The organism is Dehalococcoidia bacterium, from assembly GCA_028711995.1.
Lineage (GTDB): Bacteria > Chloroflexota > Dehalococcoidia > SZUA-161 > SpSt-899 > JAQTRE01.
The window spans coordinates 1-26994 of record JAQTRE010000006.1; the positions used below are offsets into that span (position 1 = coordinate 1).

General features: G+C 52.3%; 30 protein-coding genes and 3 tRNA genes. 6 read left to right on the top strand and 27 right to left on the bottom strand.

What is annotated here, in order from left to right; all coding sequences use genetic code 11:
- Window positions 1–270: 270 nt before the first annotated feature.
- The 17 genes from PHV74_02000 to PHV74_02080 all read right to left on the bottom strand — a co-directional run bounded on the left by PHV74_02000 (window position 271) and on the right by PHV74_02080 (window position 10254).
- Window positions 271–957, bottom strand: coding sequence for a rubredoxin (locus tag PHV74_02000; protein MDD5093138.1), 687 nt, complete (start codon window positions 955–957; stop codon window positions 271–273).
- Window positions 958–1011: 54 nt separating this feature from the next.
- Window positions 1012–1587: a rubrerythrin family protein gene (locus PHV74_02005; protein ID MDD5093139.1), complete on the bottom strand. Its 576-nt coding sequence runs from the start codon at window positions 1585–1587 to the stop codon at window positions 1012–1014.
- Window positions 1588–1742: 155 nt separating this feature from the next.
- Complete coding sequence (locus PHV74_02010) at window positions 1743–2963, bottom strand: SufD family Fe-S cluster assembly protein (GenBank protein ID MDD5093140.1); 1221 nt, start codon at window positions 2961–2963, stop codon at window positions 1743–1745.
- Entirely contained in the window at window positions 2960–3691 is a 732-nt protein-coding gene (locus PHV74_02015; GenBank protein ID MDD5093141.1) for an ABC transporter ATP-binding protein, read from the bottom strand. The genes PHV74_02010 and PHV74_02015 overlap by 4 nt, the downstream gene beginning before the upstream one ends.
- Before the next feature lie 5 nt (window positions 3692–3696).
- A complete protein-coding gene (locus PHV74_02020) occupies window positions 3697–4203 on the bottom strand; it encodes a ferritin family protein (GenBank protein ID MDD5093142.1) in 507 nt (168 codons plus the stop codon).
- 93 nt (window positions 4204–4296) lie between these two features.
- The gene (locus PHV74_02025) at window positions 4297–4527 is read right to left on the bottom strand and encodes a sulfurtransferase TusA family protein (GenBank protein ID MDD5093143.1); all 231 of its coding nucleotides are present in this window, start codon (window positions 4525–4527) and stop codon (window positions 4297–4299) included.
- Window positions 4528–4862: 335 nt separating this feature from the next.
- Entirely contained in the window at window positions 4863–5339 is a 477-nt protein-coding gene (locus PHV74_02030) for a DsrE/DsrF/DrsH-like family protein (protein MDD5093144.1), read from the bottom strand.
- A 164-nt stretch (window positions 5340–5503) separates the two neighbouring features.
- On the bottom strand, window positions 5504–5698 hold the full coding sequence (locus tag PHV74_02035) for a zinc ribbon domain-containing protein (protein ID MDD5093145.1): 195 nt from the start codon (window positions 5696–5698) through the stop codon (window positions 5504–5506).
- Window positions 5683–6114 carry an iron-sulfur cluster assembly scaffold protein gene (locus PHV74_02040; GenBank protein ID MDD5093146.1) on the bottom strand — a complete coding sequence of 144 codons (432 nt, stop codon included), beginning with the start codon at window positions 6112–6114 and terminating at the stop codon, window positions 5683–5685. The genes PHV74_02035 and PHV74_02040 overlap by 16 nt, the downstream gene beginning before the upstream one ends.
- A gap of 10 nt (window positions 6115–6124) precedes the next feature.
- The gene (locus tag PHV74_02045; protein MDD5093147.1) at window positions 6125–7309 is read right to left on the bottom strand and encodes a cysteine desulfurase family protein; all 1185 of its coding nucleotides are present in this window, start codon (window positions 7307–7309) and stop codon (window positions 6125–6127) included.
- Window positions 7310–7443: 134 nt separating this feature from the next.
- A complete protein-coding gene (locus PHV74_02050) occupies window positions 7444–7566 on the bottom strand; it encodes a desulfoferrodoxin FeS4 iron-binding domain-containing protein (protein MDD5093148.1) in 123 nt (40 codons plus the stop codon).
- 52 nt (window positions 7567–7618) lie between these two features.
- Entirely contained in the window at window positions 7619–8110 is a 492-nt protein-coding gene (locus tag PHV74_02055; protein MDD5093149.1) for a ferritin family protein, read from the bottom strand.
- A 344-nt stretch (window positions 8111–8454) separates the two neighbouring features.
- Window positions 8455–8934: a YkgJ family cysteine cluster protein gene (locus PHV74_02060; GenBank protein ID MDD5093150.1), complete on the bottom strand. Its 480-nt coding sequence runs from the start codon at window positions 8932–8934 to the stop codon at window positions 8455–8457.
- Window positions 8935–9053: 119 nt separating this feature from the next.
- Window positions 9054–9130 (bottom strand) — tRNA-Arg (locus PHV74_02065).
- 36 nt (window positions 9131–9166) lie between these two features.
- Window positions 9167–9252 (bottom strand) — tRNA-Leu (locus PHV74_02070).
- A 262-nt stretch (window positions 9253–9514) separates the two neighbouring features.
- A tRNA-Lys gene (locus PHV74_02075) sits at window positions 9515–9589 on the bottom strand.
- Between the two features lie 290 nt (window positions 9590–9879).
- On the bottom strand, window positions 9880–10254 hold the full coding sequence (locus PHV74_02080; protein MDD5093151.1) for a hypothetical protein: 375 nt from the start codon (window positions 10252–10254) through the stop codon (window positions 9880–9882).
- A gap of 486 nt (window positions 10255–10740) precedes the next feature.
- On the opposite strand from PHV74_02080, the gene PHV74_02085 reads away from it, so the two are divergent.
- From PHV74_02085 to PHV74_02110, 6 genes are all read left to right on the top strand, one after another.
- Complete coding sequence (locus tag PHV74_02085) at window positions 10741–11502, top strand: enoyl-CoA hydratase-related protein (GenBank protein ID MDD5093152.1); 762 nt, start codon at window positions 10741–10743, stop codon at window positions 11500–11502.
- A 54-nt stretch (window positions 11503–11556) separates the two neighbouring features.
- Window positions 11557–12402, top strand: coding sequence for a 3-hydroxybutyryl-CoA dehydrogenase (locus PHV74_02090; GenBank protein MDD5093153.1), 846 nt, complete (start codon window positions 11557–11559; stop codon window positions 12400–12402).
- Window positions 12403–12473: 71 nt separating this feature from the next.
- Window positions 12474–13916, top strand: coding sequence for a 3-oxoacyl-[acyl-carrier-protein] synthase III C-terminal domain-containing protein (locus tag PHV74_02095; protein MDD5093154.1), 1443 nt, complete (start codon window positions 12474–12476; stop codon window positions 13914–13916).
- A gap of 29 nt (window positions 13917–13945) precedes the next feature.
- Complete coding sequence (locus PHV74_02100) at window positions 13946–15154, top strand: acetyl-CoA acetyltransferase (protein ID MDD5093155.1); 1209 nt, start codon at window positions 13946–13948, stop codon at window positions 15152–15154.
- Between the two features lie 55 nt (window positions 15155–15209).
- Window positions 15210–16616 (top strand): hydroxymethylglutaryl-CoA synthase, encoded by a 1407-nt coding sequence (locus PHV74_02105; GenBank protein MDD5093156.1) that lies wholly within the window; start codon window positions 15210–15212, stop codon window positions 16614–16616.
- Window positions 16617–16677: 61 nt separating this feature from the next.
- Window positions 16678–17874 (top strand): acetyl-CoA acetyltransferase, encoded by a 1197-nt coding sequence (locus PHV74_02110; GenBank protein ID MDD5093157.1) that lies wholly within the window; start codon window positions 16678–16680, stop codon window positions 17872–17874.
- 225 nt (window positions 17875–18099) lie between these two features.
- On the opposite strand, the gene PHV74_02115 is transcribed toward PHV74_02110, so the two are convergent.
- The 10 genes from PHV74_02115 to PHV74_02160 form a co-directional block, all read right to left on the bottom strand.
- On the bottom strand, window positions 18100–18261 hold the full coding sequence (locus PHV74_02115) for a hypothetical protein (protein ID MDD5093158.1): 162 nt from the start codon (window positions 18259–18261) through the stop codon (window positions 18100–18102).
- 357 nt (window positions 18262–18618) lie between these two features.
- A complete protein-coding gene (locus PHV74_02120; protein MDD5093159.1) occupies window positions 18619–19185 on the bottom strand; it encodes a DUF6125 family protein in 567 nt (188 codons plus the stop codon).
- A gap of 45 nt (window positions 19186–19230) precedes the next feature.
- Window positions 19231–19680 carry a DUF6125 family protein gene (locus PHV74_02125; protein MDD5093160.1) on the bottom strand — a complete coding sequence of 150 codons (450 nt, stop codon included), beginning with the start codon at window positions 19678–19680 and terminating at the stop codon, window positions 19231–19233.
- An 81-nt stretch (window positions 19681–19761) separates the two neighbouring features.
- Window positions 19762–21993 (bottom strand): tannase/feruloyl esterase family alpha/beta hydrolase, encoded by a 2232-nt coding sequence (locus PHV74_02130; GenBank protein MDD5093161.1) that lies wholly within the window; start codon window positions 21991–21993, stop codon window positions 19762–19764.
- A 79-nt stretch (window positions 21994–22072) separates the two neighbouring features.
- Window positions 22073–22378, bottom strand: coding sequence for a hypothetical protein (locus PHV74_02135; protein ID MDD5093162.1), 306 nt, complete (start codon window positions 22376–22378; stop codon window positions 22073–22075).
- Window positions 22363–22632 carry a DUF6125 family protein gene (locus PHV74_02140; GenBank protein MDD5093163.1) on the bottom strand — a complete coding sequence of 90 codons (270 nt, stop codon included), beginning with the start codon at window positions 22630–22632 and terminating at the stop codon, window positions 22363–22365. Before PHV74_02140 ends, PHV74_02135 begins: the two co-directional genes overlap by 16 nt.
- Window positions 22633–22790: 158 nt before the next feature.
- Entirely contained in the window at window positions 22791–23741 is a 951-nt protein-coding gene (locus tag PHV74_02145) for an Lrp/AsnC family transcriptional regulator (GenBank protein ID MDD5093164.1), read from the bottom strand.
- Window positions 23742–23911: 170 nt separating this feature from the next.
- Window positions 23912–25222, bottom strand: a complete 1311-nt coding sequence (locus tag PHV74_02150) for an NAD(P)/FAD-dependent oxidoreductase (GenBank protein MDD5093165.1) — start codon at window positions 25220–25222, stop codon at window positions 23912–23914.
- A complete protein-coding gene (locus tag PHV74_02155) occupies window positions 25219–25392 on the bottom strand; it encodes a 4Fe-4S binding protein (protein ID MDD5093166.1) in 174 nt (57 codons plus the stop codon). Before PHV74_02155 ends, PHV74_02150 begins: the two co-directional genes overlap by 4 nt.
- 318 nt (window positions 25393–25710) lie before the next feature.
- Entirely contained in the window at window positions 25711–26922 is a 1212-nt protein-coding gene (locus PHV74_02160) for a CoA transferase (protein ID MDD5093167.1), read from the bottom strand.
- Between the last annotated feature and the right edge of the window lie 72 nt (window positions 26923–26994).

Below are 26994 nucleotides of genomic sequence, written 5' to 3' on the forward strand. Positions count from 1 at the left end.
ACGAGTCCTCTTCTTCTTATTGTCATAGGCCAGGCTGGCAAATGTGGGTCCATTTATCACGGCAGGTCTCCTTGAGTTGATCTGCCATTATTATCGCATGATTCGGGACTTAATCAGAGATTCCTTAGTGTAACAACGCTTGCTTTGAATATTCAGGTAATGGTATTGTCGTTCCCGCGAAAGCGGGAATCCATATAACGAATCCTGGATTCCGGATCAAGTCCGGAATGACAGTCATCATTGTAAAGCCATTATCAAAATACTACTGCGCTAGGCAACTTTCTTGAACTCGTCCTTTCCTGCCCCGCAAACCGGGCAAACCCAGTTATCGGGCAATTTCTCAAATGGAGTGCCCGGCGGGATTTTGCTTTCTGGATCGCCTGCTGCCGGATCATAGATATAACCGCAGACACCGCATTCGTACTTATCCATCTTCACGGCCTTTTCCTCCTTCTTTTCGATATAGGATGGGGCAGTCTTGGGAGTTGTGCCCTTCTTGACCTTTTGATAATAGGCATAGGTCAGAGGTTCGCCCTCTTTGATTACTTCTGCCGCCACCACCTCGCCAATGAACATCGTGTGAGTCCCGATATCTTGCTCCCCGGTGACCTTGACCTCCAGATAGGATAACGCATAGTCCGTGAGGATCGGCGCGCCGGTCTGGCCTTTCTTCCATTTGAGCCCCGCGAGCTTGTCCCCATCACGTCCCGATTTGAATCCCAGGCTGCCGATATAGTTAAGCGGAGTATCCTGCTCCAGAATGGAAGCCGAAAAAGCTCTGCTTTGCTTGAGCAGCTCATGGGTGAAGTTGTTTTTGTTGATGCAAATGGAAACCCTCAATGGCTGCGAGGTCACCTGGATCAACGTATTGATGATCTGCGCGTTGTTGATCTTGCCGTTGCTGGCTCCGATTACATGGAGGCCATAGGTCAGACTGTATAAAGCTTTTGGGTCCATTCTGCCCCCTTCAAGTGTTTTTGGAATCTCTGGGGCGTATCATATACGCCCTTACTAATAAGACTCACACCAGAGTTCATAGTATGCCTGCGGATGAGCACAGGCCGGACATTCAGTTGGAGCCTCGGCGCCTTCGTGGATATAGCCACAGTTGCGGCAATGCCACTTAACCACCTTGTCCTTCTTGAAGACCTTGCCTTCCTTGACGTTGGCCAGCAGTTTGCGGTATCGCTTTTCGTGCTCTTCCTCAACCTCCCCGATCTCCTTGAACAGATCGGCGATTTCCTTGAACCCTTCCTCGCGCGCCACCTTTTCCGCTTCCTTGTAAAGCTTGGTCCACTCCAGGTGCTCACCCTCTGCTGCGGCAAAAAGATTGGCTGCGGTGTCACCGATGACCCCCGCAGGGTAGCTGGCGGTGATCTGAACCTCTCCGCCCTTCAGGAACTGAAAGAATCTCTTGGCGTGCTCCTTTTCGTTATCGGCAGTCTCTAGGAATATCGCCGCGATTTGTTCAAACCCGGCCTTTTTTGCCTCGGAGGCAAAGTAGGTGTAGCGATTCCTCGCCTGCGATTCTCCGGCAAACGATGCCAGTAGATTCTGTTCTGTCTTGCTTCCTTTCAGATGATGCATTCTCTACTCCTTTCTTATTCGTGAGGAAATTTTGATTAAATCCAAGTCAACCCCCTGGCCCCCACTCTTGGGGGAAGATTAAAGAATTTGGGGGACACCCCCAAACCCCCGGCAGGGAAGTATCCCTGCACTCTCTGGAATTCCCGTTCCCGTTATCAGAATAGCTCTTCCTCGCTCTCTTCGATCGCTCGTTTCAGCTCTGCCTCAAGCTCAGGCGGCAGTCCTTCGATATCCACTTTCAAAAATCCCCTCACGATCATAGCCGTAGCTTTATCGCGAGTGAGCCCGCGCGCCATCAGGTATTCCACCTCTTCCTCAGCAATCTTCCCCACGGCGGCCTCGTGCGAAAGATCGACTCCGGCCACGCGTCCAATCAGTTCCGGGATGGCATGAATCACGCCTTTCTCTCCAAGGATCAATCCCCGGCATTCCAAATGCCCCTTGACGTCTGGCACGTTTGCCTGAATATCGCCCCTGGCAATGATGGTGCCGCCGGTGGTGATCGTCCGGGAGACGATTTCAGCGCGGGCTCCTTTGCCGTCCAGAATTGCCCGCGATCCCACATCGATATGCGAACCCTCGGGAGCCACCAGCACGCTATTGAATCGGACAATAGAGTTCTGGCCCACGCAATGCGCCGTGGGATACATCTGCATTGAATGCACGGGCTTCATGGATACGTAGTTGTTCAGAAAAATACCGTCATCTTCAATAATGGCCACACTGCGGGGACGGACTTCCACCTCAGGAGCCCAGTTGTGAATCATGGTGAAGGTGATTTTGGCCCCTTTCTTGATATAAAACTCAGACACCCCAAGATGCAACCCTGCCGACATCGGATGAGTGGTGCATCCGGTGATGATATGAAGCTCAGAGCCCTCTTCGGCGATGACCACGTTATGAACCCGCTGGGCCAGTTGCTTGTGCCCCAGGTAAAGACAGGCCTGAACCGGGAAGCTGGTCTTGACGCCGGGCAACGTCCGAATGAAATACCCATCGGTTTCGTTCAGCTCCACGTGCGCCGTGTACTTGTCCGCATCGACCTTCACCGCCTTCCACCAGTAATCCCCCAGCCAGGCGTGCTTTTTGAAGGCCTCGGAAATGCTCATCACCTCCACACCTTCCTGGACCGTGGAAAAATGTACCGGTTTCTGATCCTGCTGAATGAAGGTTCCCGTGCGCTGGCTCAGGTCATCCAGAACCACCCCTACCTTCATCATGATGGCCTTTTCTTCCGGGGTCATTTGTGAAGGGTCTTTATGGTAATCGTGTTCGTCGCTCTTGCCGGTATACTTGCTCAGATCGATATCGGGCCCGAGTGCGGCGGCTTTGCCGATGGCTTTTTCCGCCAGATCGCGGCTGCTTTGAGTCTTCATCTCTGACATACGCGGCACTCCTCAAACCCTTTTTCCTTGATGCACTTCAGGATTTCTACCGACTCGCCATCGGAGATCACCCGGCCATCGATCATCACATACCCTTTCCCGGCATGGACATAATCTAGGATGTGCCCGGTATGGGTGATGATCAGTCCGGAGCGAGTGCGGGAACGGTGCAAATCCTTCTGGAGCAATTCATTGGTCATCTGACCGATCAGCGCCATATTGACCAGGTCCACTCCCGATTCGGGTTCATCCAGAAGCACCAGATCGGGTGCCTGTGCCAGAAGCTGCATCAGTTCCGACCTCTTGATCTCACCTCCGGAAAAACCATAGTTGATCTCTCGGTCCATGAGTTCGACCACATTCAGTCGTTGGGCCAGAGAGTCGATGGCCAGATCATCGGCTTTCCCTCCTGAAGAAGCCACCACTAAGTCCCGGGTTTTCACTCCTCTCACCACCGGCGGGCGCTGGAAAGACATGCCGATTCCCATGCGGGCCCTCTCATCAAGTGATGTGTGAGTGATATCTTGCCCTTTGAAGATAATCTTCCCGCGCGTTATCTTGTAGCGAGGAAAGCCCATAATCGCCATGAGCAGCGTTGTCTTGCCGCTGCCGTTAGGCCCAAAAAGGGCTTGCGTTTCGCCTGCTCCGATAGCGATGTTGACGTCGCGCAGGATTTCCTTATCCCCTATGGCCACAGCCAGGTGTTGTATTTTCAACATGGTTTCTAACCTCCGTCCAAGCTGATATGTTCGCTCTTGGCAAACCATCCGGCGGTATCGATCAGATACTCGCGATAGTCCACCAGAGAAAGATAATGCCCCCGTTCCTCTTGTTCCAGAGCGGTGAAGAATCTTTTTTCAAAATCCGACCCCGCATGACCGCTGTTATCTTCGTAGAATTTGCGGCTCTTCTCTTCCATGTTCAAGGCAAGCTTGATCACTTCCATCTCATTCGAGGCGACTTTGCGCCTGGAGGCAAGCCCCTTCTTGGCTTTGGCGAAAATGGATTTCGTTTTCTTGCCCTTATCGAGAGATTCCTCTATTGCCATCGGCTTCTCGCCCCGCTTCAGGAAGTCGCTGATCTCTCGCGCCTTGGCGGCGTGGGAATCCTCCTCCTGAGCCAGCCGTGCGAAAAGCTCCTTGCCCAGTTCATCCCCTGCCTTTTCACTGGCCTTGAGATAGAATTCCTTGCCCTCGATTTCCATTTGAATAGCCATTTCCAACGGTTCCATCACCCACCTCCCTTTGAGATGCCCGCGATCACTTATCAGCGATCAGCTATGGTTCTGGCCGACTGCTGAATGCCGATGACTGATCGCCAATCGCTACTTCGTTTTCTTGACGTACACTTTATACTGGCCTTTTTCCTCTTCCATTCCCACAAACTGGTTCCCGGTGGTTTTGCACCAGGCAGGCATATCCGATTTGATTCCCTCGTCATCGGCCAGAATTTCCAGCACTTCTCCCACCTTCAGATCCTTCATCTTTTTGGATGTGTGGGCAATGGGCATGGGACAGTAAAGTCCAACGCAATCTAATGTGGCATCTGCTTTCATGAATGCATCTCCTCTATCTGTCATTGCGAGCCCTGGAAGGGCGTGGCAATCTCCATTGATTACCTCACCCCCTCGATCCCCCTCTCCTCAAGGAGCGGGGGAAGAAAAAGAAACTTGGGGGACACCCCCAAACCCCCGATCGAGGTCGAGGGCGGGCCTCCGGCAGAGGGAAAGCCCTCTGCACACCCTGACAACTGATCTTAGATTCCCCGTCACTCCGCTGAAGGCCGGAGTCTATACCAATATTAGAGGGTATCCCTGTCTCCTATACTCTCTCGAAGGGCGATCACAGGGAATCTCCCCTACCGACAATTGATAACTGGTGTTCACTGATCTCAAATAAAGAGATTGACCTGGCCCTCAGAGGCATCGGCCAGATAGGTGGCCACACCGGCAAAGGTATCCACTTCGGGGATAAAGGCTTCTTTCCCGATTCCCATCATGCCCATCGAGGTGGTACAGGCGATAAACTTCACTCCCATCTCATGGGACATGGTTACCAGCTCCTCCAACTGAGGAAAGTTCACGTCTTTCATCAGGCGTTTCATCATCCACGTGCCCGCGCCCATCATGTGGAATTTGGAGAGCTTGGCCCTTTTTGAGCCGCCCCGATTCATGAAGTTGAGCATCTTCCTCATGATCCCTTTGCTCTTGATAGGGCCTTCGTCCTTTTTGATGATATTCAGCCCCCAGAAGGTGAAGAACATGCTGACTTCCATCCCCGAAGAAGCAGACCCGATCGCAATATTGAAAGCGGCCAGAGCCTTATCCATTTCCCCGCTGAAGACAATAATTGTAACCTTTTTTGCCATAAGAAGCTCCTGCATTTAATCCAGACAAGCTTCGCTAAACCCTTATCAACCCCCTCGCCCCCAATCTTGGGGGAACAGAGGGAAATCGGGGGACATCCTTCGACAAGCTCAGGACAGGCTCCCCGAACCCCCGGCAGGGAAGTATCCCTGCACCTTCTTGTTAACTATTTCAGCTTGGCCCCGCAGTAGGGACAAGTGGTCGCATCTTTTGGCACCACCTCGTGACAACTGGCGCAAGACGGCAAAGTCACCCCGCAGGGTTGGCAGAATGGGTTTTTGGCGTTTTTGACTTCTTCATCGCAATAGGGACATCCCGGCCTTTGCGCTTTGTCCTTTTCCCCTTTCAGTTCGTTTCGCATGATTCTCCCTCCTCATGCTCGTGCTTTTCAGGCGACGGCTCTTTTCTGCCCTGTTTCACCAGGTAGTTATCGATAGCTTTATTCAGCGCCTGAGCGCCGAGATTGGAACAGTGAAACTTGTTCTTGGGCAGCCCGTCCAACTCTTTAGCCACCAGTTCCGGCGTGATCTTTTGCGCTTCCTCGATGGTTTTGCCCTTGGCCATCTCGCTCACCATGCTGGAAACCGCAATGGCAGCCCCGCAGCCAAAGGTTTTGAACTTGACATCGCTGAGGCGGTCCTTGTCATCGACCTTGATATAGAAGGTCATCATGTCCCCGCAGACCGGATTGCCCTCCTCGCCGATGCCATCGGCATCCTTGATCCCCCCCACGTTGCGAGGGTTGGAAAAGTGATCCATTACCTTTTCGCTGTAAATAGGCATCGCATCATCCTCCCTTCTTTTCTTTGAGGAACTTGTCATAAAGTGGCGACATCTGTCGAAGCCGCTCGACTATCGGCGGCATCACTTCGAGCACGTAGTCGATATCTTCCGGCGTACTCTCCAACCCCATACTGAACAGCAAAGACCCCTGGGCAATTTCCGGAGGGAGCCCCATAGCCGTCAGCACATGCGAAGCTTTGAGCGCCCTTGAGGTGCATGCCGAACCACTGGAGACAGCAACCCCCTTGGCTGAGAGCATCATCAGCATCGATTCCCCTTCGATGAATTCCACGCAAAAGCTGGCATTGCAGGGAAGCCGGTTTTGCGGATGCCCTGTCAAAATAACATGGTCGATCCCCGATATAAGCCCCTTGATCAATCGGTCGCGCAGAAAGGAGAGATGCTCAATGCGCGATTTCATGTCTCTCCTTGCCAGTTCCGCGGCCTTTCCCATACCCACGATGGCCGGGACGTCCTCTGTTCCTCCCCTCCTCCCGCCTTCCTGGACTCCGCCATCGAGCAAAGGGATTACTCGCGTGCCCTTGCGAACCCATAACGCGCCTGCCCCTTTGGGACCGTAAAACGGGTTTGCCGCCATGCTGAGGGCATCGACTCCGAGGTCGGCGACGTTCACCGGTATTGTGCCGGCAGTGGCTACCGCGTCCGTGTGAAATACAGCACCGGTCTTCTTGACCACCTGCGATATTCTCTTGATATCCTGGATGGTACCTACTTCTCCGTTGGCGTGCATGATGGAAACGAGGATAGTGTCGTTTCGTATTGCAGCAGCCAGCTTATCGATATCCACCAGGCCGTGTTTATCGACCGGAATATGGGTGATCTCAAAGCCGCGCTTCTCCATCGTCTTGGCGGCATTGGCCACCGAAAAGTGCTCGATGGAGGATATGAGAATATGCTTGCCCTTGGTTTGCTGGGCCTGAGCCAATCCCTTGATGGCGAGGTTGTTGGCTTCCGTCCCGCTGGAGGTGAAGATGATCTCCTCGGGTTGGCCCCCGATCAAGTCGGCGACTTTCCCCCGGGATTCTTCCACAGCGTCTCTGGCACCATCTCCCCATCCGTGAATCGATTGAGGATTGCCGTATATTTTGCTGAAGTAGGGGAGCATGGCTTCCAGAACTTCCGGAAGCAACGGAGTTGCGGCGGCATTATCTAGATAAACCTGGCGCATTGAAATCCTCCCTCCCCACGGGCAGAGCCCGGGCACTCGTATTCGAGTCCATTCGATGCCTCGATTTGTGTTTTCTCTCCTTGCGCTGGAACTCAGGGTAGCTGGCCCGACGTCGGGCCAGCTACCCTCTTAATCTATTGCATCAACTCCATGTTCTTACCGCAACAAACCAGGGTTCCCCCACCCACTTTCGTTACGGTGACCTCGTTGCCGCAAATCTTGCAGCGATACTTTTCGCCCTCTTTTTTGACTGCCATTTTCTTTTCCTCCTTTTTATCGGCGCTCGTTGCCAAGCCTTTCAACCTTCAGCTACCCCTGACGATCAGCAAGCTTCCCGTTGAGCTCGGAGAGCTCTCGTAAATGCCCCCTCTCTTCATTAATGATCCTATCCAGCAGCTTGAATGTAGACTTCGGGACAATCCGGCGCATCTCCGAATAGAAAAGTATGGAGTCCTTCTCCGCCCCTATGGCAATCTGAATGGCCGCAGCATCGCTGGTGACTTTCTCTGCCATTTGCCGGGCGGTTTTGTCGTCTCTAAAAATCGCGGAATCAACCAGGGCTTTGAGATATCTATCGAATTCCTCGGCATAAGAAGCTTTTGGGTCATAGCCGCCCAGTACTGAGCGTAATCCCTCAAATATCTGGCCATGCTGCCTCTCCATCGCAGCCAGACCCTTGTACACGCTCTGAGCTGCTACCTCTCCATCCAATTTCGCCAGCGTTTCATAGAATGCAGCGCCGTTGTTCTCGATACCAACGGCAACGTCTATAATCTCAGAACCGGAAAAAAGGATGCTCATCTATTTCTCCTCCGATCAGTCTCGTATTGTAACACCAGCCTTGTTGAGCGTTCCCTTCGAAGCTTTTTTATGGTACTGCCATATTACTTCAAGTGAAGGCTATTGGCAAGAGTCATCCCAGTAGGCCCGGTATCCATTCGAACCATCTTATTTCCGATCCGTTGTGGCTCACTACAGGACCGAATCGATTGATTCGATTCTAACGGCGCGCTTGAATTCCAACTATGACTGAAGTCACATACATATCTCTCATAGTCCCAACTCCAGCTATTGGTGATCAGGCATCAGCAGTCTGTGGGGGCGATCCTCTGTGATCGCCCTAATTCGGGAATGTCAGAGGAGTTTCAGATGGGAGCCTGTTTCCGGCCTTGTGGTTGGAGAAAGGATTGAAAATCCCGTAACTTTTCCGGAGGTCCCTGAATCTCACCGGATGCAGTTACCCTCAATCCCCAGAACTTAATCAGACCATCCCGGCAGCCTCGCCGGTGGAGGCCGGATGTCCATTCCCGGCAGGCGGCGGGCTTGAAAGGATGAATCGAGCAAGCTTTCAAACGAGTGCCTTCCACTGGCTTGAGGAAAACACAGGCTCCATCAGACTGGCGAAGGCAGAAGCTGTCAATCACATATGGGAACGCCTCAACGTATTGCTCCAGAAACTCATCCGAGCTGATGCCCAACTCCTCGGCGATGTGCATGGCCTCCTCCAGACTCAATTTCACCCGATACAGACTGCAGCAAGTACCACATTGGAAACATGGGATATGCGGATCTGCCGGTTTGTAGGAGCAGTTGTCCCTATACGGTAGAGTTCCTTCTTTGGACATCTCAACTGCCAGCTCACCAAATTATGATTGGAGCTGCCTTCCATGATGCTGATTCGAGCCAGTCAAGTCTTCTAGCGGGGTAAGCAGGGCTTCACCTGAGGTTCCCTGATCGGTCTTGATGGCGCGCCTGGGGGGATTCGAACCCACGACCTCAGCCTCCGCAGGGCTACGCTCTATCCAACTGAGCTACAGGCGCGTGTAAACAGTGACTTTTCCCAGAGGCGCAGATTGTTGGTGCCGAGGGAGGGATTTGAACCCACACGTCCTTTCGAACACTGCGCCCTGAACGCAGCGCGTCTGCCATTCCGCCACCTCGGCATTTTGTGTCCATTTTCGAAAAGTGCTGTCTGCTGCAATCAATGCGCAACAGGATGATTGTAGCAATAAAGATCGTGGTCTGCAACTGGCAGTCTCTTCTGCTGATCCCGGATGTCAGGGTTCAGTGGGGAATTCCCCTCTTAATCTGGATCTCGGCTGATTCGAGTGGACCGTAGGGCAGAAGGGCATCACGAAGTCTATTAAGATCAACAGAGATGGGCGCCGAAGAGATTTTGCCCTGATTCGAAGTTGCTTTCGAAAATGGTAGGCCGCACAGGACTTGAACCTGTAACCTACTGATTAAGAGTCAGTTGCTCTGCCATTGAGCTAGCGGCCCACGGATTCGAATTATACCTCATTTTATGCCGTCTTGTCCATATTTAGTCTCTTCCAATACAAGATGAGTTCGGAAGAGCAAATCTTGTGAGCCTGAAAGGGCGTCTGTGAAAAAGAAAGTGCTATCATCGTGCCTAGAAGGAAGGCCTCTTATCTCAAAACGTATCCCGATTTTCACAAGGAGACCGTCATCTTTGACTAGCGCAATATTATAGCGTTAACTCTATATAATCGCATAAATAGTGTTAACCTATTGACACAAAGTGGCAATCTTTCTCAGGCTGCTGCTGATCATATGGGTCTGAGCAGAGAGAACTCGAAGTCGTTTTCCCCGTCGTTCTTTGGGCCTTGATATGACGAGATGTTCATGCCTTCTAAATCTTTAGGCCCATGAACAAATTGACAAAGTGTGGTATAATGCGTTCTATGTTCAATTCCGAATCCCGAAAAGAGCCATCTGAAGGGAACACCGGAGTCATGGTCTACATTCATTACTGTGGCTATGGGCACGGTGAATTTAGCCGCGATGAGCTTCTGGACGATCCTGACAGAGTATTCGGATGGCTGTGCCCTGTTTGTTATAAACCCATCTTGAGCAAACTTGTGGAGTGGAATGGCGGAGACTTTTATGTATAAGCCATCCTCAAGTTCGCAGTCATCAATCACACCCCAAAATCTGCTTCAATAAGAATGGCGCAAACCGTTTTCAATGGTTGGGCATCAGTATCGATATCCTCACCGATCCTCAATCCTTCGTAAGGGCGCCTAAAGAGAGCCCTTGAAGGGGACGCTCTCAGGCCCCTGGAAGGAAGAGTCCAATCACATCGTGTTGGAAAAACACGGCATGCCCATCATGAGCCGCTCCACGTCAAGAAAGGGCCTCAGGGAAGGGAACAAAAACAGGCGAACGATCGTTCATGCAAGTACTCTGATTGACCCAACGAGACGGTACCATCGTGATAGTTGATTCAGTCCCGTGCTTATGTTATATTCCTCATGGGAATTGGAAGCATAATGCTTCAGAGAGAAGCAGATTAACACAGGCATGTAGTTTACATAACATAATCCCCTGAATAAATTGCTGTTCTTGGCCGGTTGAATCATTCCGCATCCAGGAGAATCAATGGTCAGGCAGGGAAAGGAGTCGGCCCGATGTTAGTTCTCTATGAGAAGAAAGACAAAGTGGCAATTATCACCCTCAACCGCCCCGAAGCATTCAATTCGATCAACCCCGATCTTCTACAAGAAATCAGCAATATCCAGATCAAATTCCGAGATGACCCCGATGTTTTGGTCGGTATCGTCACCGGCAGTGGGAAAAAAGCTTTCTGTGCCGGAGCCGATATCAAGACAATGATCCCCAGACTAGCCGATAAGTTATACGTCCAGCCCTCTACAACGATGAGAGGCCTCGATATATGGAAACCCCTGATAGCCGCGGTAAACGGCATGGCGCTGGGCGGCGGCATGGAACTGGCGATGTCCTGCGATATCAGGATTGCTGCGGAGAATGCCGTCTTTGGGCAGCCCGAAGTCAAATGGTCATTCATACCGGGATGGGGAGGCACTCAAAGATTGCCCAGGTTGGTTCCCTCGGCAAGGGCTGCGGAACTGCTGCTCATGGGGAATAACATCGATGCCAATGAAGCTTATCGCATCGGATTGGTCAATAAGGTGGTTCCTCAGGATCAGCTTCTGAGCACGGCTCTGGAATGGGCTGCCAAGATATGTGAGAACGGTCCCATGGCCGTGAGGGCAGCGAAAGAGGCGATGATGAGAGGACTCAATACGAACCTTGAAGACGGCTTGTATGTGGAGAAGTATTTATTCGATTATGCCCTCTCCACCAAGGATGCAGCAGAAGGTTCTGCCGCCTTCTTGGAAAAGAGAAAGCCTCAATATAAAGGAACATAGCTTCCCTGATCGGGTGAAGCTGCAAGTCTGGGAAAAGGAGATGAAGTTATGCAGATAAAGAAGGTAGGGGTTGTGGGATGTGGACAAATGGGGGCCGGCATTGTGCAAACCTGTGCTCAATCCGGGTACGAAGTCGTAGCGTCCGAAATCAACGAAGACCTCCTGCAAAAAGGTTTGGCAGGAATCAAGAAAATTCTGGACAAGAATGTAGAGAAAGGCAAGATGGCCAAGGCCGATGCCGATGCCACTCTGGCTCGGATCAAAGGCACTACCAATATGAATGATTTCTCCGGTTGCGATCTGGTGATCGAGGCAGCCGTGGAGAAGATGCCGCTCAAGAAGCAGATTTTTGCCGATCTGGATAAAATCTGTCCCAAACATGCCATTCTAGCCACCAACACCTCATGTCTGTCGATCATTGAGATCGCATCAGCGACGAAACGCCCTTCTCAGGTGGTGGGTCTGCATTTCTTCAATCCGGTACCGATAATGAAGATCGTGGAGATCGTAAGGACCATCGCCACCAACGACGAGACAATGGAAGCCAGCAAGAAGTTCAGTCTGTCCCTGAACAAGGAAATCGTTATCGCCAAGGATACGCCGGGATTCTTGGTGAATCTTCTGCTGATCCCTTACCTTTATCAAGCAATAACAACCCTTCAAAATGGGGTTGCCTCCAGGGAAGATATCGATGCAGCTATCCGGTTGGGCTTGAATCATCCCATGGGGCCTTTGACGCTGGCCGACTTTATCGGGCTTGATACCGTTCTGTTCATCGGCCAGGCGATCTATGAAGAGTGGAAGGATCCCAGGTACGTGCCACCGACCCTCCTGAAGCAGATGGTCATCTCCGGCTGGTACGGGAAGAAGTCAGGCAAGGGTTTCTACGATTACAAATAATGAACCGAGCTTACCCACAATGTGGGGGTTTTCGAAGCGAGATGCAAAACTAATGAAAAGGAGAGTTCAGTATGGCGGGGATTGTTTCATATGATGCGTACGTTCCTTGGTATCGAATGAAGCGCGACACTATCTTTGCTGCTATGGGGTGGCTAAACGGCGCGCGCGGAAAAGGAGAGAAGGCGATATGCGGCGACGATGAGGACAGCATTACAATGGCAGTAGGAGCGGCCAAGGCTTGTCTCGGAAATCTGGCTCCTGAGAAGGTTGACGGAGTCTTTTTTGCCACAACCACCGCTCCTTATCGGGATCGGCAGGATGCGGGCATTATCACCGGCGCACTTGATCTTAGACCCAATATAAGAAACGCCGATTTCACCGACTCAACAAAGTCCGGCACTGCGGCGCTGCTTTCCGCCATCGATGCTGTTAAAGCAGGATCATCGAAGAATATCATGGTTTGTGCTGCCGACTGTCGGCCGGCCAAATCAGGCGGGAACGAAGAGCAGCTCTACGGCGATGCCGGTGCAGCGCTATTGATCGGCAATGAGAAGGTCGTGGCTACGCTCGAGGGTTTCTATAACATCTCGCGTGACTTCATGGGACACTGGCGCGCTGAGTATGACAGGTTTGAGCATGCTTCCGAAGACAGGTTCAACCGGGATATCGGTTATGTTGCTTTCATTCAAGAAGCTATCCAGGGTCTCCTGAAGCAGCAGAATATCACCATGAAAGACGTTTCCAAGGTGATATTCCCTGGACTTTATGCCAGGGAGCATTCCGCCATATGCAAGAAGATCGGGGCCGAAGCTGCTCAGATTCAGGATACCATGCTGGAGACAGTCGGCGACGCCGGTTCCGCCCAGCCTTTGCTGATGCTGGTGGCCGCGCTGGAAGAAGCCAAACCCGGAGACCTGCTGTTGGTTGCCAGCTTTGGCGGAGGAGCCGATGCGCTCCTGTTCAAGGTGACGGATGAGATCAATAATGTCAAGGGCAAGGCCCGGTTCAAGGGTTATCTCAACAACAAGAAGTATCTCGATAACTACCAGAAGTATCTTGCCTTCCGCAATCAGTTGCCGATTGAGATCGGCGTTCGCGGCGAAGAGGTTATCTTCAGCCAGGTGACCAGACTCTACAGGGAGCGCCGGGGCCTTCTGGGTCTTGTCGGTTCAAAGTGCAAGAAGTGCGGCACTCCTCAGTATCCGGCTCAAAGAATTTGCGTCAGACCGGATTGCGGCGCCATCGATCAGATGGAAGACTATCGCTTTGCGGATAAGAAGTGCAAGGTGTTCAGCTATACTGGGGATAATCTCTCCTTCAGTATCAACCCTCCGACGGTTTACGGCGTGGTGGACTTCGATGGCGGCGGGCGTTTCTGGTTCGATATCGGCAACTGCGAATTGGAGAACGTAAAGATTGGAATGCCGCTGGAGATGAGTTTCCGCAGAAGGTATCATGACGTTCAGCGCGGTTTCGAAGGATATCACTGGAAGGCAGTGCCCATTCGCGCATAGCGATGCGCATATTCTAGGGAGGTAATGAGATGGCGGAAGGAATTAAGAATAAAGCAGCGATAATCGGGATGGGATGCACCAAGTTTGGCGAGCTTTGGGACAAGGGCGCCGAGGACTTGATGATTGATGCATATCTTGAAGCCATGGCAGATGCCGGCATAGAGAAGAAGGATATCGGCGCTGTCTGGTGCGGCACTCACTATGAGGAAGTCAGCGTGGGCAAGGGCGGTATTACCGTAGCCACCACGTTGAAACTGCCCTTTATACCAGTGACTAGGACCGAGAACTTCTGCACCACCGGAACAGAAACCCTCAGGGGAGCTGTTTATGGTGTGGTTTCGGGCGCCTGCGACATCGCTCTGTGCATCGGCGTTGAGAAGCTGAAAGATACCGGCTACGGCGGACTTCCTGAGAACGCCAACGTGAGTACCGGCGGAACCAGAGATAGACTAACCGGACCGAACAGAACCGGCCCGGGATCGTTTGCCATGATGGCTGTCCGGTATTTCAATAAATACAACTTGACTCCGCAGGAAGGAAAAAGAGCCCTGGCGATGATTTCATCAAAGAGTCATCACAACGGTTCTTTGAACCCGAAGGCTCACCTTCGCAAGGAAGTGAGTGTGGAGGCTATCATGAACGCCCCCATCATCGCCTGGCCTCTGGGTCTATTTGACTGTTGCGGCGTGAGCGATGGAGCAGCGGCAGCTATCGTGGTTCGGGCTGATATGGCCAAGAATTTCCGGAAGGACCCTGTCTACGTTAAGGCCCTGCAGATTGCCCTGAGTTCCGGAGAAGAAGTGATGTATACTGACTGGGACGGCGCTCATGTAGAGACCACTTATCGAGCCGCCCAGCAGGCTTATAAAGAGGCCGGAATAACCAATCCTCGAGAAGAACTGAGCATGATGGAAACTCATGACTGCTTCTCCATCAATGAGCTGACCCAGTACGAAGACCTCGCGATTTCTCCTCGTGGCCATGCCAAGGATGATATCGAGGCCGGATTCTTCAATCTGGACGGCAAGATCCCGAACCAGCCCTCCGGCGGACTGAAGTGCTTCGGACATCCCATCGGCGCTTCCGGACTGAGAATGGTTTACGAGATGTACAAACAGTTGCAGGGGAAGGTAGATAATCCCGCGCGGCAGATCAAGAATCCCAAATATGGCCTGACGCACAATATGGGCGGCGTTCCAAATAAGAATATCGTTAGCGTGGCTATTGTTGGTCTCTAGGTTGAACCGGAGCACTCAACAAGAAGTCGTTTGCTAATCTTGAAGGGGGAAAACAATGGTAGGAATTGTTTCATACGGGGCATATGTGCCCTGGTATAGACTGGGCCCCGGCTCTGTCGGCTGGACGGCAAAAGGCGAGAAGGCTGTTGCCAATTGCGATGAAGACAGCATAACTATGAGTGTGGCTGCGGCGAGGAATTGCCTGGGCGATTCTTCACGCAAGGACATTGTCGCCCTGTATTTTGCTTCAACGACAGCGCCTTACATCGAAAAAAGTAATGCCAGCGTTGTTGCTGTAGCCAGTGATCTGGCGTCAGATATCTTCACCGCTGATTTCGGTAGTTCGCTGAAATCGGGAACCAGCGCTCTAAAAGCAGCCCTGGATGCGGCTCGAGCGTCGAATAAACAAGCGCTGGTGACTGCTGCCGATATGCGAACAGCGCAGCCTCGATCCTCGATGGATGAGACGTTTGGCGATGGCGCTGCGGCCATCCTTGTCGGAAGTTCGAATGTGATCGCTGAATGCGAGGATAGCTGCTCCGTTAGCCATGAAATGCTGGATATCTGGAGAGATGCTGGCGACAAGTTTGAGCGGTCCTGGGAGGATCGTTTCGTCATCGAGGAGGGCTATCAGAAGTCATTGCCTCTGGCGATTTCGACTCTCCTGAAGAAACACAATCTGACGCCTAAAGACTTTAACAAAGTAGTGTTCTACGCCCCGGAGGCCAGAAGGCACACAGAGATGGCCAAAAAGCTCGGCCTCGACCCGAAGACTCAAGTTCAGGATCCCATGTTGAATTTGGTGGGCAATACGGGGGCCGCATCCGCCTTGATGACATTGACCGCAGCTCTTGAAGACGCCAAGCCCGGAGATCGGATTCTGTTTGCCGGTTACGGGGACGGCGCTGATGCCTTCATGTTCAAGGTGACTAAAGAGATTGAGACCGCTCGGAAACCCGGGAAAACCATGAAGGACTATCTGAAGTCCAAGAAAATGCTCCCTGATTACGAGACTTATATGGTCTGGCGCGGGTTAATCAGCCGGGCTGCGCCGTCACGGCGTCCTCCCTTCCGGACACCTTCTCCCTCGGCCATGCTGAGAGAGGTGGACAAGAACCTGCGTTTCCAGGGTACCAAATGCGGAGCTTGCGGATATCCTCAGTACCCGCCGCAAACCGTTTGTACCAAGTGTCAGGCTAAGGGACAGGGACAACCCTACAGCTTCGCGGATAAGAAAGCCACTGTATTCACCTATACGCTCGACACCATGGCTCCCACCTTGGATCCGCCAATGGTGGTGACGGCGATCAACTTCGAAGGCGGCGGCAGGGCATTTACCACCATGACCGACAGGGATACCAAGGACATAAAGGTCGGTATGCCGGTAGAGATGACCTTCAGGCAGTTCTATGTGTCGGAAGGAATTCATAACTATATCTGGCGATGCATGCCCGTACGATAAGGCTGGCTAAAGAGAAAAACACGGGATTTGGGAGACCATCTCCTATCAGGAGGAAAGAAAGATGGCAAAAGGAATCAGAGATAAAGTAGCCATAGTAGGTATGGGGTGTACTTATTTCGGTGAGAAGTGGGATCAGAGTGCTACCGACATGATGATCACTGCTGCCTATGAGGCGTATGAAGATGCGGGAATACAGCCAAAGGATATTCAGGCAGCCTGGGTAGGAACAACGCAGGCCGGCGTCCGTGGCACAGTGTTGTCAGCCCCTCTCAAGTTACAATATATACCGATAACCAGAATTGAAAATGCCTGCGCCACAGGCACCGATGCATTCCGCAACGCCTGCTACGGAGTAGCTTCCGGAGCATATGACATTGCACTGGCGCTGGGAGTGGAGAAGATCAAGGATACCGGTTATAGCGGACTGGAGACTTCACTTTCCCGACATAAAGCGCAGGATACCTGGGTTGACCCCGAGGTATTCATGGGAATGCCGGCTCAGTTCGCCATGGCGGCCACCCGATACTTCCACCGCTATGGGTTAAGCCCTCAAGACGGCAAAATGACTTTGGCCAAGATATCGGTAAAGAATCACCATAACGGAACTCTGGCGCCGAAGGCGCATCTTCACAGAGAGATAACCTTGGAGCAAGTTATGAACGCGCCGATGTTTGCTTGGCCGTTGGGACTGTTCGACTGCTGTGGCGTCAGCGATGGTTCCGCCGCCGCGATTGTCACCACTCCGGAAATAGCCAAGAAACTCCGCAAGGATTACGTTCTGGTGAAGGGTCTTGGAGTTGCCTGCGGCGCCGATCAGGCTCAATTGCAGGATGACTACGACTTCACTCATTTCGAGGAGACGGTTATGGCCGCGAAGCTGGCATATGCAGAGGCTGGTATAACCAATCCTCGTGAGCAGGTGAGTATGGCGTCGGTTCACGATTGCTTCAGCATCACCGAACTCATCAACTATGAGGATCTCGGGTTCAGCCCTCATGGCAAGGGTAAGGAAGATGTTGATTCAGGATTCTTCGCGCTTGATGGAAAGCTGCCGGTCAATACCGATGGCGGCTTGAAGTGCTTTGGACACCCCGTCGGTGCAAGCGGGCTGCGAATGATCTACGAACTCTACAAGCAGCTCCAGGGAAAGGCCGATAAACGTCAGCTGAAAGACCCCAAGTTCGGGGTATCTCACAATCTTGGCGGCATACCTGGTCGTTTCACTTGCGCGGTTTGCGTTCTGGGAAAGCAAGATTAGGCTAGCTTTACATAAAGTTACCAGTTAAAGAAAGTGCCTCCGAGGCTAAGAGCCTCGGAGGCACTTTGCTATTGAGCCTTTCAATAAGTAAGTGGTGCAGTACTCCTCCTTCGGGGGTTTTAGGGCCTGCCCCGAGCTTGTCGAAGGGGGTGTCCCCTGAATTCCTTTTTCTCTCCCAAGATGGGGGGCCAAGGGTTGACATTACTTGAACAAATCTTCCATATGTCAGCCGCGCTTTTCGTAATCTTTGCACTGGGTGGCATTGGGGCGCTCGCGATTGTGACAGGCGCTGCGCCAATCCCACTTACAGGTATCGCAAAGAATGCCATTCATCCCCAGGAATTTTCTGACTCGAAACTTGATGTTTTGAAAAAATCCGCCTGCCAACGGAACCTCCCTTCAGCGTCAACGCATGGTCGCACTATATATATTATGTATACTTATGTACTACCTTGCGAATGGCCGCGTAGTAGCTAGAACCGATACTATTATGCCACAACCTCAGCCTCAGCGACAAAGTGGTTGTCATAATGTTACGGCATTGATCACATTGTTCGACAGGCGCACGGATCATCAGAGTAAAGAGGGAAAAGCGCTCTATTTGTGCCGAAGGGTATCGAAGGAGTGACCGCTCGCCCTGAGCCTGCCGAAGGGCGAGCGGTCACTCTAGAATCGAAAGCAGAACATTTCGGATTTGCCTTCCTCCCAGTGCTATCAACAAGTCATGACATTATGTAAAGTTAATCACTTTTCAAGTTTAAACTCCCATCGGCAAGCGCTATCATAAGGGCTAGGGTTTTTGCGGGGAGGCAAGGAAAGGGGCGTTGCCAGCATTTCGGGATTGAAAAAGTGGGCGTAATCGGCCATGAAATCCAGTTCCAGTTTGTGGCACACCAGGTTGATCCGGTCCTCGCGGTTATGTTTCTCGAAAACATCGAGAGCGGGACATCGCTTGACGGTGAGGATGCAGTGATTGTTGTTGATGAGTTCAAAGTCGAGATCGCAGACGCCAGCCCAGGCCGGAGCCACCTGGACGAGTTTCATACAACTGGCCACATCGTTCCCCCGGATATTCAAAGCTTCGGCACACCGTTTGCTCTCTGCTACAGCCGCCTTGCTCCAGACCTTATGTGACAGCTCCCAAGCAAAGTCCTCACCGAATCGCTTTACCATCTGATCAAACCATATCTTGTCCATCGCCAGATACATGAATGATGCTGCGGTCCACATTCGGGTAAGCGCGTCTTTGGATAGATCCTGAGGTTTAAAGTCTGCCTTGAATGGTCCGCTGTAGTCGTTCAATTCTGCCATATTTTCCTCCTCTTAATATTTACTACGATTCCAGCCAATAATCCTTTACATGAAATCCAGTTCCAGCTTCTGGCAGACCAGTTTGATACGCTCCTCGCTGTTCTGCTTCTCAAAAACATCGAGAGCGGGGCATCGATTGACGGTGACGATGCCGTGATTGTTGTTGATGAGTTCGCAGTCAAAATCCAAGTATCCGGCCCAGGCCGGAGCTACCTGGAAGAGCTTCATGCAAGCGGCCACATCGGTTCCCCGGATATTCAAAGCTTCGGCACACCGTTTACTCTCTGCCACAGCCGCCTTGGACCAGGCTTTATGAGACAACTCCCAGGCAAACTCCTCTCCGAATCGCTCCACCATCTGTTGGAACCAGATCTGGTCCATTTTGAGGTACATGAATGATGCTGCCTCCCACATCCGGGTGAGTGCGTCTTTCGAGAGATACTGAGGCTTGAAATCCGCCTTAAATGGTCCGCTGTAGTCGTTCAATTCTGCCATATTCTCCTTTTTCTTTTTAGCAATATTCCGATTATGTTCTGATCACTACCAAACTCTTAGGAATTCCTCTTCTGCTTGATCTCACTGGGTGACAATAACACGAATGCGCGCCATATTATCCACCAGTCCCAGCTTGGCGTTGACATCGCCACTGCGGTTTGAGGTGACCCGCACCACCGGGAAGTAAGTACCGGCCTTGGTGTAGGTGTAGCTGGCGCTGAACTGCATTTTCGATAATGATCCGTCGATTCCGGTGTTCGTGAATGGATAAACCCCGGTGCCTTCGAAGTCCCAGTCAGCCTTGATAAGTGTTCCCGCTCCCGGAGGGACTTCTGCTTCGGCAGAGAAGTTGACTGTCGTTCCCACCTTAACCTCTAACCGATCAGAGGCACTGTTGGCAGTCACTGTGACCACCGGCTGTATGCCACCCCTTTCAGCAGCCGTATCGGCCAAGGTGATCTTGCCATCTTTGTAATCGTAGTTGGTTGAGGGTGCCGGTGCCTTGCCGTTTTCTACCCAGTCTACCAGATCGGCTAGGGCTTGCTGGATATTGCCAGAGTAGTCGATCAAGCGGGTTGACGGGACAGGCGGCTTGCTGGACGATGTCATGGTAGCCATCATTACGCCAGAGTGATCCGCATGATCGGTGTACCACAGCCTGAAGGTATCATTGATGCTTTGGCCAAGGTTCTTCAGGACCATCTCTTGATAGGCAGGACCGGTGGAGGGCCAGCAATCGCGATCAAAGGTATTCAATACCAGAATCATCTTCTTGCCCGGGAATTTGTAATCGTAGTATAAGCCGGCGGGATGTGGGCAAATGGGGCGCTGTGTATAAATGGGATTGTCGTCCACCAGGAAGCGCTCCCACCCCGAGAGTTGCGGCTGAACCTGATAGCGGTGCCAATAGCAGTGGGCCAGATAGTCCCGGTTATCGATCTGAACCTCATCGCCGACCTGCACGCCGGTGAACTGCTGATTGCCAGCCTCGGTGGACGCTAGGCACAAGATCATCCCGTCAACAATGCAGAAGACGATCAACTCGCGTCCGGCGGCTTTTCCATTCCGGATCGTCAGTCGTGCCCCGGGCATTTTCTTGAGCGTAGCATCATCTACATCCAGTTTGACTGCAAATGCGCCGTCACTGGGTTGCCCCATAGCCATCAACAGGGCAATGGTGCCGCCTCCACTGATGACCGTGTTTTCGGTTACTTTGTAAGCCATTATTTCCTTAGCCGTCAGCACCTGGGTCACCCGGGCCGTCTGATTCACAATGCTATCGGCCACCGCTTCGGGATTATCGTGTCCCACATAACCGGGAACCGTCCAGAAATCCGTCCAGTAAGTGGGGTCAGCCGTTTTGAGCAGCTCCGCATAGTACGACCATGATATCAGTTGGCCGTATGGGTAATCCAGCGGCACACCGCGAGGGTATCCGGCCGTATACAGAGCAGCCAGCGCTTCGGCCTCCTCGGTGGTAAGACCCTCAAACGGATCTCCGCTTCCCCCCACCTCGATCGCATCGTTAATCTGAGCCAGTTTGGGTTCCAGCAAACGCTCGGCATTGGCCTGAATGGAGAGGAAGTGACCCTGCGAAGCGTGCGGCGCAACAAATGGAACAGCACCATCCCATACATCGGCGACATTCTCTATACAGTTGAGCGACCGGACACCTCCGCCGCTGCCACCGTATACATAACTGTTATGGGGCTCAGCCCCGTACATCTCGGCAGCCACCAGCTTGGAATACCGGGCCGTTTCAGCGCTCGCCCGGTAAGCGAGAATAGTCATATCTCCTTTAAGGCCGGACATATCCGAACCCAGATGGCCCTGGTTGGACTCGATAAGATAGCCTCCAAGACTGAAAGCGGTTTCAATTAGCTTTTGTGATGCGGAGAAGGCAGACGATACGGTGTCTTCGCTGCCTCCCTGGCTCCCTTCCAGGAACTGGAACATCCTCCCGTTATATTGCTCCGGCGGAGGCAAGTAGAACGAGAATCGGGTGTCGGTATCCTTGAAACCGCCGTGCACATAACGATGCCTCACAGGAGAGTTTCGCCACTCGTCCACATCGATGTACGGCGCTCCGAAGAATTTGTCCTGAAGCACCGTGGGAGGCTTCTGTACTGTTGATGCCGGTGTAGTTGCGGCAGGAGTTGTCGCGGATGGGGACGTCTGTGTGGGTGTTGTTATATCTGGAGTATTTGTTACCGCCTCTTCATCGTCATCGCAAGCTACTATCAACGGAATCACCAGGGTCAGTGCCAGCAACAGAATTGCAGGTTTATGCCAGAACCTGATCTTGTGAGACACATGTCACCCCTTTTATTTTATTGGTCACCCTTCGGCAACACTAACTGCAAATGTGGCAACTATCTTCAGGCAAGTGCCACTATTGTCCAAGTTTGAACTCCCATCGGCAGGCGATATCCCTGGGAGTTTGTCGCGGCGGTAGCAAGACAGGTGTAGCCTTCATCTTTGCATTGAAAAAGTGGGTGTAATCATTCATGTAATCCGCTTCCAGCTGATGGCAAACCAGTTCGATGCGCTCTTCGCCGTAATGCTTCTCGAAATTTTCAAGGGCGGGGCACCGCTTGATGGTGACGACGCCATGATTCTTGTTAATGAGTTCGTAGTCGAGATCGTGGAAGCCGGCCCATCCCGGAGCTACCTGGAAAAACTTCAGGCAAGCGGCCACATCATTCCCCGGATATTCAGAGCCTCAACACTCCGTTTTCTCTCCGCTACCGATGCCTTTGACCAAACTTGAAGCGACATTTCGAAGGCAATATTCTCACCGAATCGCTCCGCCACCTGCCCGAACCATATCTTGTCCATTGCAAGATACATGACAGATGCTGCCATCCACATCCGGATGATCGCATCTTGAGTGAGATTCTGGGGTTTGAAGTCTGCCCTGAATGCTCCACTGTAATCTCTCATTTCCGCCATAGTAACCTCCTGTTCAGTAAGCTGCTCAAGAGTTACCGTTTAATCAGAGCTTCCTTAGCATATGATTCAAGTTGCTGCCCTTGCATTATGTCAACTCTTGGTATTTCATCAGGCGATCGCCTTCCAGAGAACCGGGATAAAAATGCGTCTCCGGTTCTTTATCTCATCAGACTGAACCGCCGTTTGGCTCCCGGCATATATAACAATGTCTCGGTATGCAAAACACCGGCTGAACCTCTCAGATCATCTCGAATAAACTGTGAGAGCTCCGTTGAATTGTGAAAGATGGCCAATATCAGCAACTGAAAACTGCCGGTAGTTATCGCCAGATGGTTAACCCTCTTATCCAGAAGCAACCTGTCCGCCAGAGCCACTATCTCGCCGGGATGGACTTTCACCAGTAAGGCAGCCTGCACATCGAACCCAAAGGCCTTAGGGTTAGCAACGCTGACCACTTGCAGGATGCTGTCATCGAAAAGCGATTGCAGTTTCCGGCTGACAGACAAGCGGCTGAGACCGAGAATATTGCTCAGATCGGTCATGCTCGCTCTGGGCTGCGATTCCATCTCCTTGATCAACCGGAGTTCTTGCGGATCAAGCTCGCGCGGCTTGGCCTCCCGTGGGCCTGCTTCTTCGCCCCTCAGATACTTCCACGAGTTTTTCATCATCTTCAGGACGGTCATGGTTTCAAAATCTGCCAGATCGGGATTGGCGCCCAGATCTTCACTGATAAAGACGAAGAGTTCCTGAGAATTTCGAAAGGTCGCCGAAAGGAAAATCTCATAACGGCCGGTGGTGGCAATAATAGCTCGTGCGGATCGGCGCTCTCTCAGATAGTCAGCTACACTGTCGGCCTTGCCGGACCGGGTGTTGATTCCGATCAGCACCATGAGTGGAAACCCCAGGGCTCGCCGGTCCGGGATGGCCACAATGCTGATCACCTCCAGGTCAATAAGCCGTTGTATTCTGCGGCGAACAGTGGAGGGACTCATGCCGAGATTTGCAGCCAGCTCAGAGTTGCTTTGCCTGGCATCAACCTCCAGTTCCTTGACCAGCATCAAGTCGATCTCGTCGATTTTCTCTGCCTGGGATAATGGCATATCTTCCATCTCACATCAGAATTCACCCATCGATATTACCATAGCAGTTTTTCGTATAGTAGCATATGACGAATATGAAATACAATATACCATATAACTAAGCATTATGGCCACATTGTGGTCGTCATAGTGTGAAACTGATTTTTGGAGGTGGCCTAAAGCGGTGAACAACGAAAGCATCATGCCGGGCTGAAGCGTTTTTGAACGTCTTCTGCCACCATACGACCGCTCTTGATGGCTGCCAGAGAGCACCACCACCCTTGAGGAGCCGATCTGTCGCCCGCGACGTATAACCCATGGACCGGCGTTTTTATGGACAGGTTGCCTCGCCCGGGAATGTTTCCGGTGACGCCCCAGTCTCCTCGGGCGACCCTCACTTTCAGCAACTCTGCATTCTTGGCTAAATCGGGCATATTCTGCCGCAGATCCTCCATGGCCAACACAATCTCTCTCCTGATGTCATATGGCGGGTAGATCGAACCGGGAACGCATAACGCCTCGAGCAGATGCTTCCCTTTTGGAGTCATCTCCGGGCACAAGGGAGTGAAATCCAGGATCATGAAGGCCCGTTTGGATTCCGTGAAGCAATAACAGGACGAACCTTCCAGCGATGGCAATTGCTTGTCGGTGACAAATTCAAAAAGGATCATCGGTGACCCGAGAATGTTATCGACATCCTTAAGGTAGCCGGGGCTGAAATTCTCCTTACCCGCCAGTTCGGCCATCTGACGGGGCGGAGCATTGCTGATAACTGTCTGGGACACGATCTCGATTTGTTCGCCATCTTTTTGAACCACCACCCCTGTGGCTTTGCCGCCCTTGACCTTGATTGACAGTGCTGGACAGCGAACCCACACATCACCACCCATTCGCTTGATGGCGGCGACCATGGCATTGGTGAAATCGCCGCATCCTCCCGGTGGATAGGCCCAGGTCATCACTGCTCCCTGGGTGATGTGGCGGAAGAATTCACCTGCAGGCAATTCATAGCTGTTAACTCCGATGCCGCAGGTGAGAAAATGGAACAACTTCAAGATCAGGATATTGTTGGTATGTTGCCGGGCCCATTCATCCATGGACATGGAGTAAGAGGGTTCAGCCCAAGTGATGGCCTGCATCCAAGCCGAGTAGACCCGGTCAGCTTCGGCGTCATCATGAGCGGCCTCACCGATAAGAGCCTTCCACATGCCCTTTTGTGGGGCGATGAAATCCTTCCCCCTGATACGAAACCTGAATACCGGATCAGGAACGCGAAGTTCCAGCTCGGCGCCGACCTCCCGGCAGAGTTCTCCGTGAATTTCATCGCCGATCATTCCGGCTCCGGTGTTAAGCTTGAAGCCATGATGATCGAGCGTCTGGCATCGCCCCCCGGTAAACGGCAGCTTCTCAACAATCTGAACGCTATATCCTGCCTTCAACAAAAGGGCGGCAGAGGTGGTCGCCCCGACTCCGCTCCCGATGATAGCGACATCGCATTTGATCTGTTTCATGCCTGCACCTCATGGAGGGCGTCCATGGGACAGGTACCGACGCAGTCGAGGCACTCGGTGCACTTCTCTCGTTTCATCTCGATCACCCCGTATCCCTCCAGCGCACCGAACTCACAAAACGCGGTGCAGATCTGGCAGCCGATACATTCTTCCATATCGACAACGATCATGTGTTTCCTCCTTTTTGGGTTTTGAGTGTGCGTATGTAAGGGCTTTCCTTGGCTAATCGCGGTCTGGCGGCATGCGATAGTTCGCGACTGACGCATGCCACTCAGAAGCGTAAGAATTCAATTGTACTCCTTGCCGATCAATTCGCTCACCATGACAGTCTTCATTACCTGAGCCACGCCATTATCTCCAATCTCACGGCCAGACACATCCCTGCGTCGGTTTCGAAAACCGATTCAGCCCCCATCAGGCGGATCCTAACCACCATTCTTAACAGCCTCTAGGGGCAACCCCCGTGGAACTCTGCCCTGCCGGGTTGTTTAGATGACTTTCTCTTCTTTGAGCCTGCTGATATCCTCCCAACTGTATTCAAGAATGTTTTGAAGCACCTCTTCGGTATGCTCCCCAAACTCCGGTGAGGGCAACCTGATCGATGGCGTAGAGCCGCCGACGCGGATTGGGGTGACCATCATCTGAGTCCTACCGTAAGTGGGATGCTCAAACTCGGCTATGTAGTTATTGGCCCACACCTGCGTGTCTTCCAGCAAATCAGAGAAGGTGTTAACCGGCTCGACGACGAAATCCCCTTCACAACCCAGAATATCGAGCCATTCCGCCCGGGTCTTGGTTGCAAAGACCTCGTCCATAATGGCAATGCATTCGGCTGCATTCGCACTTCTCGCCCAAATATTCTCGAATCGTTGGTCTTTTTCCAGATGCTCCAAACTTGTAACCTTGCAAAAGGAAGGCCAGTATCGGTCTGCCTGAAGCATGCCCAACGAAATCCATTTGTCATCCTTGCACCTGTATTCGTTCCAGAACGGATTGGGCGTACTGGTCCTGGCGTGCCGCGGCACTTCTACACCCATTATCAACTTGGCATCAACATTCATACTAAGCAGATGCATCATGCTGCCGAGCAGCGAACACTCCACCTCCTGTCCCTGCCCAGTTCTCTCCCTCTTCAAGAGTGCGGCCACTATACCAAAAGCGGTCATTGAGGCTCCCATGTGATCGGCGATGGCACCGTTTATATAGCTGGGCGGAGTGTCCGGTTGTCCGATAATGCTCATAAGCCCGGATCTGGCTAATGCCAGCCTATCATAAGAGGCCCTGCCCGCATTTTGGCCATTGGATCCCCATGCCGAGCCCAGCGCGTATATCAAGAGGGGATTATATGTGGACAAGGTGGCGTAGTCAACGCCCAGTCGGATCGCTGCATTCATACGCAAGTTATGCACAAAGACATCCGACTTTCCCACCAGCTTGTATAGAATCTTCCGGCCTTCCTCCTTTGTCAGGTCTAGAGTGATACATTTCTTGTTGAAGTTGGCGTGCTCAATCATCACATTGCGCTCTGACCCACCCATTTCCAGCTTTGTCTGAGTGATACTTCCGCGCATAGGGTCGCCAGTGATCGGAGACTCTATTTTTATTACTTCCGCTCCCAGGTCTCCCAGCATCCTTGGGGCCACACTCTGGAACCAGGTGGTTGCGTCCAAAACACGAAACCCTTCAAGTGGCAAAGTCATGGAGGTCCTCCTCAATTGATTGTTTGTCACGGAGATACCGATAAACTTAAGATGGCTTCCCAGGCTGGGAGG

Coding starts and splice junctions, on each gene's coding strand:
- PHV74_02055 (MDD5093149.1), bottom strand. CDS start 8,110: ATGAGCATCCTTTTTTCCGGTTCTGAGATTATAGACGTTGCCGTTGGT.
- PHV74_02035 (MDD5093145.1), bottom strand. CDS start 5,698: ATGCGAAACGAACTGAAAGGGGAAAAGGACAAAGCGCAAAGGCCGGGA.
- PHV74_02015 (MDD5093141.1), bottom strand. CDS start 3,691: ATGTTGAAAATACAACACCTGGCTGTGGCCATAGGGGATAAGGAAATC.
- PHV74_02145 (MDD5093164.1), bottom strand. CDS start 23,741: ATGGAAGATATGCCATTATCCCAGGCAGAGAAAATCGACGAGATCGAC.
- PHV74_02125 (MDD5093160.1), bottom strand. CDS start 19,680: ATGGCAGAATTGAACGACTACAGCGGACCATTTAAGGCGGATTTCAAG.
- PHV74_02120 (MDD5093159.1), bottom strand. CDS start 19,185: ATGGCAGAATTGAACGACTACAGCGGACCATTCAAGGCAGACTTTAAA.
- PHV74_02000 (MDD5093138.1), bottom strand. CDS start 957: ATGGACCCAAAAGCTTTATACAGTCTGACCTATGGCCTCCATGTAATC.
- PHV74_02025 (MDD5093143.1), bottom strand. CDS start 4,527: ATGAAAGCAGATGCCACATTAGATTGCGTTGGACTTTACTGTCCCATG.
- PHV74_02105 (MDD5093156.1), top strand. CDS start 15,210: ATGGTAGGAATTGTTTCATACGGGGCATATGTGCCCTGGTATAGACTG.
- PHV74_02100 (MDD5093155.1), top strand. CDS start 13,946: ATGGCGGAAGGAATTAAGAATAAAGCAGCGATAATCGGGATGGGATGC.
- PHV74_02155 (MDD5093166.1), bottom strand. CDS start 25,392: ATGATCGTTGTCGATATGGAAGAATGTATCGGCTGCCAGATCTGCACC.
- PHV74_02160 (MDD5093167.1), bottom strand. CDS start 26,922: ATGACTTTGCCACTTGAAGGGTTTCGTGTTTTGGACGCAACCACCTGG.
- PHV74_02005 (MDD5093139.1), bottom strand. CDS start 1,587: ATGCATCATCTGAAAGGAAGCAAGACAGAACAGAATCTACTGGCATCG.
- PHV74_02030 (MDD5093144.1), bottom strand. CDS start 5,339: ATGGCAAAAAAGGTTACAATTATTGTCTTCAGCGGGGAAATGGATAAG.
- PHV74_02110 (MDD5093157.1), top strand. CDS start 16,678: ATGGCAAAAGGAATCAGAGATAAAGTAGCCATAGTAGGTATGGGGTGT.
- PHV74_02060 (MDD5093150.1), bottom strand. CDS start 8,934: ATGTCCAAAGAAGGAACTCTACCGTATAGGGACAACTGCTCCTACAAA.
- PHV74_02095 (MDD5093154.1), top strand. CDS start 12,474: ATGGCGGGGATTGTTTCATATGATGCGTACGTTCCTTGGTATCGAATG.
- PHV74_02010 (MDD5093140.1), bottom strand. CDS start 2,963: ATGAAGACTCAAAGCAGCCGCGATCTGGCGGAAAAAGCCATCGGCAAA.
- PHV74_02150 (MDD5093165.1), bottom strand. CDS start 25,222: ATGAAACAGATCAAATGCGATGTCGCTATCATCGGGAGCGGAGTCGGG.
- PHV74_02020 (MDD5093142.1), bottom strand. CDS start 4,203: ATGGAACCGTTGGAAATGGCTATTCAAATGGAAATCGAGGGCAAGGAA.
- PHV74_02045 (MDD5093147.1), bottom strand. CDS start 7,309: ATGCGCCAGGTTTATCTAGATAATGCCGCCGCAACTCCGTTGCTTCCG.
- PHV74_02140 (MDD5093163.1), bottom strand. CDS start 22,632: ATGGCGGAAATGAGAGATTACAGTGGAGCATTCAGGGCAGACTTCAAA.
- PHV74_02085 (MDD5093152.1), top strand. CDS start 10,741: ATGTTAGTTCTCTATGAGAAGAAAGACAAAGTGGCAATTATCACCCTC.
- PHV74_02050 (MDD5093148.1), bottom strand. CDS start 7,566: ATGGCAGTCAAAAAAGAGGGCGAAAAGTATCGCTGCAAGATTTGCGGC.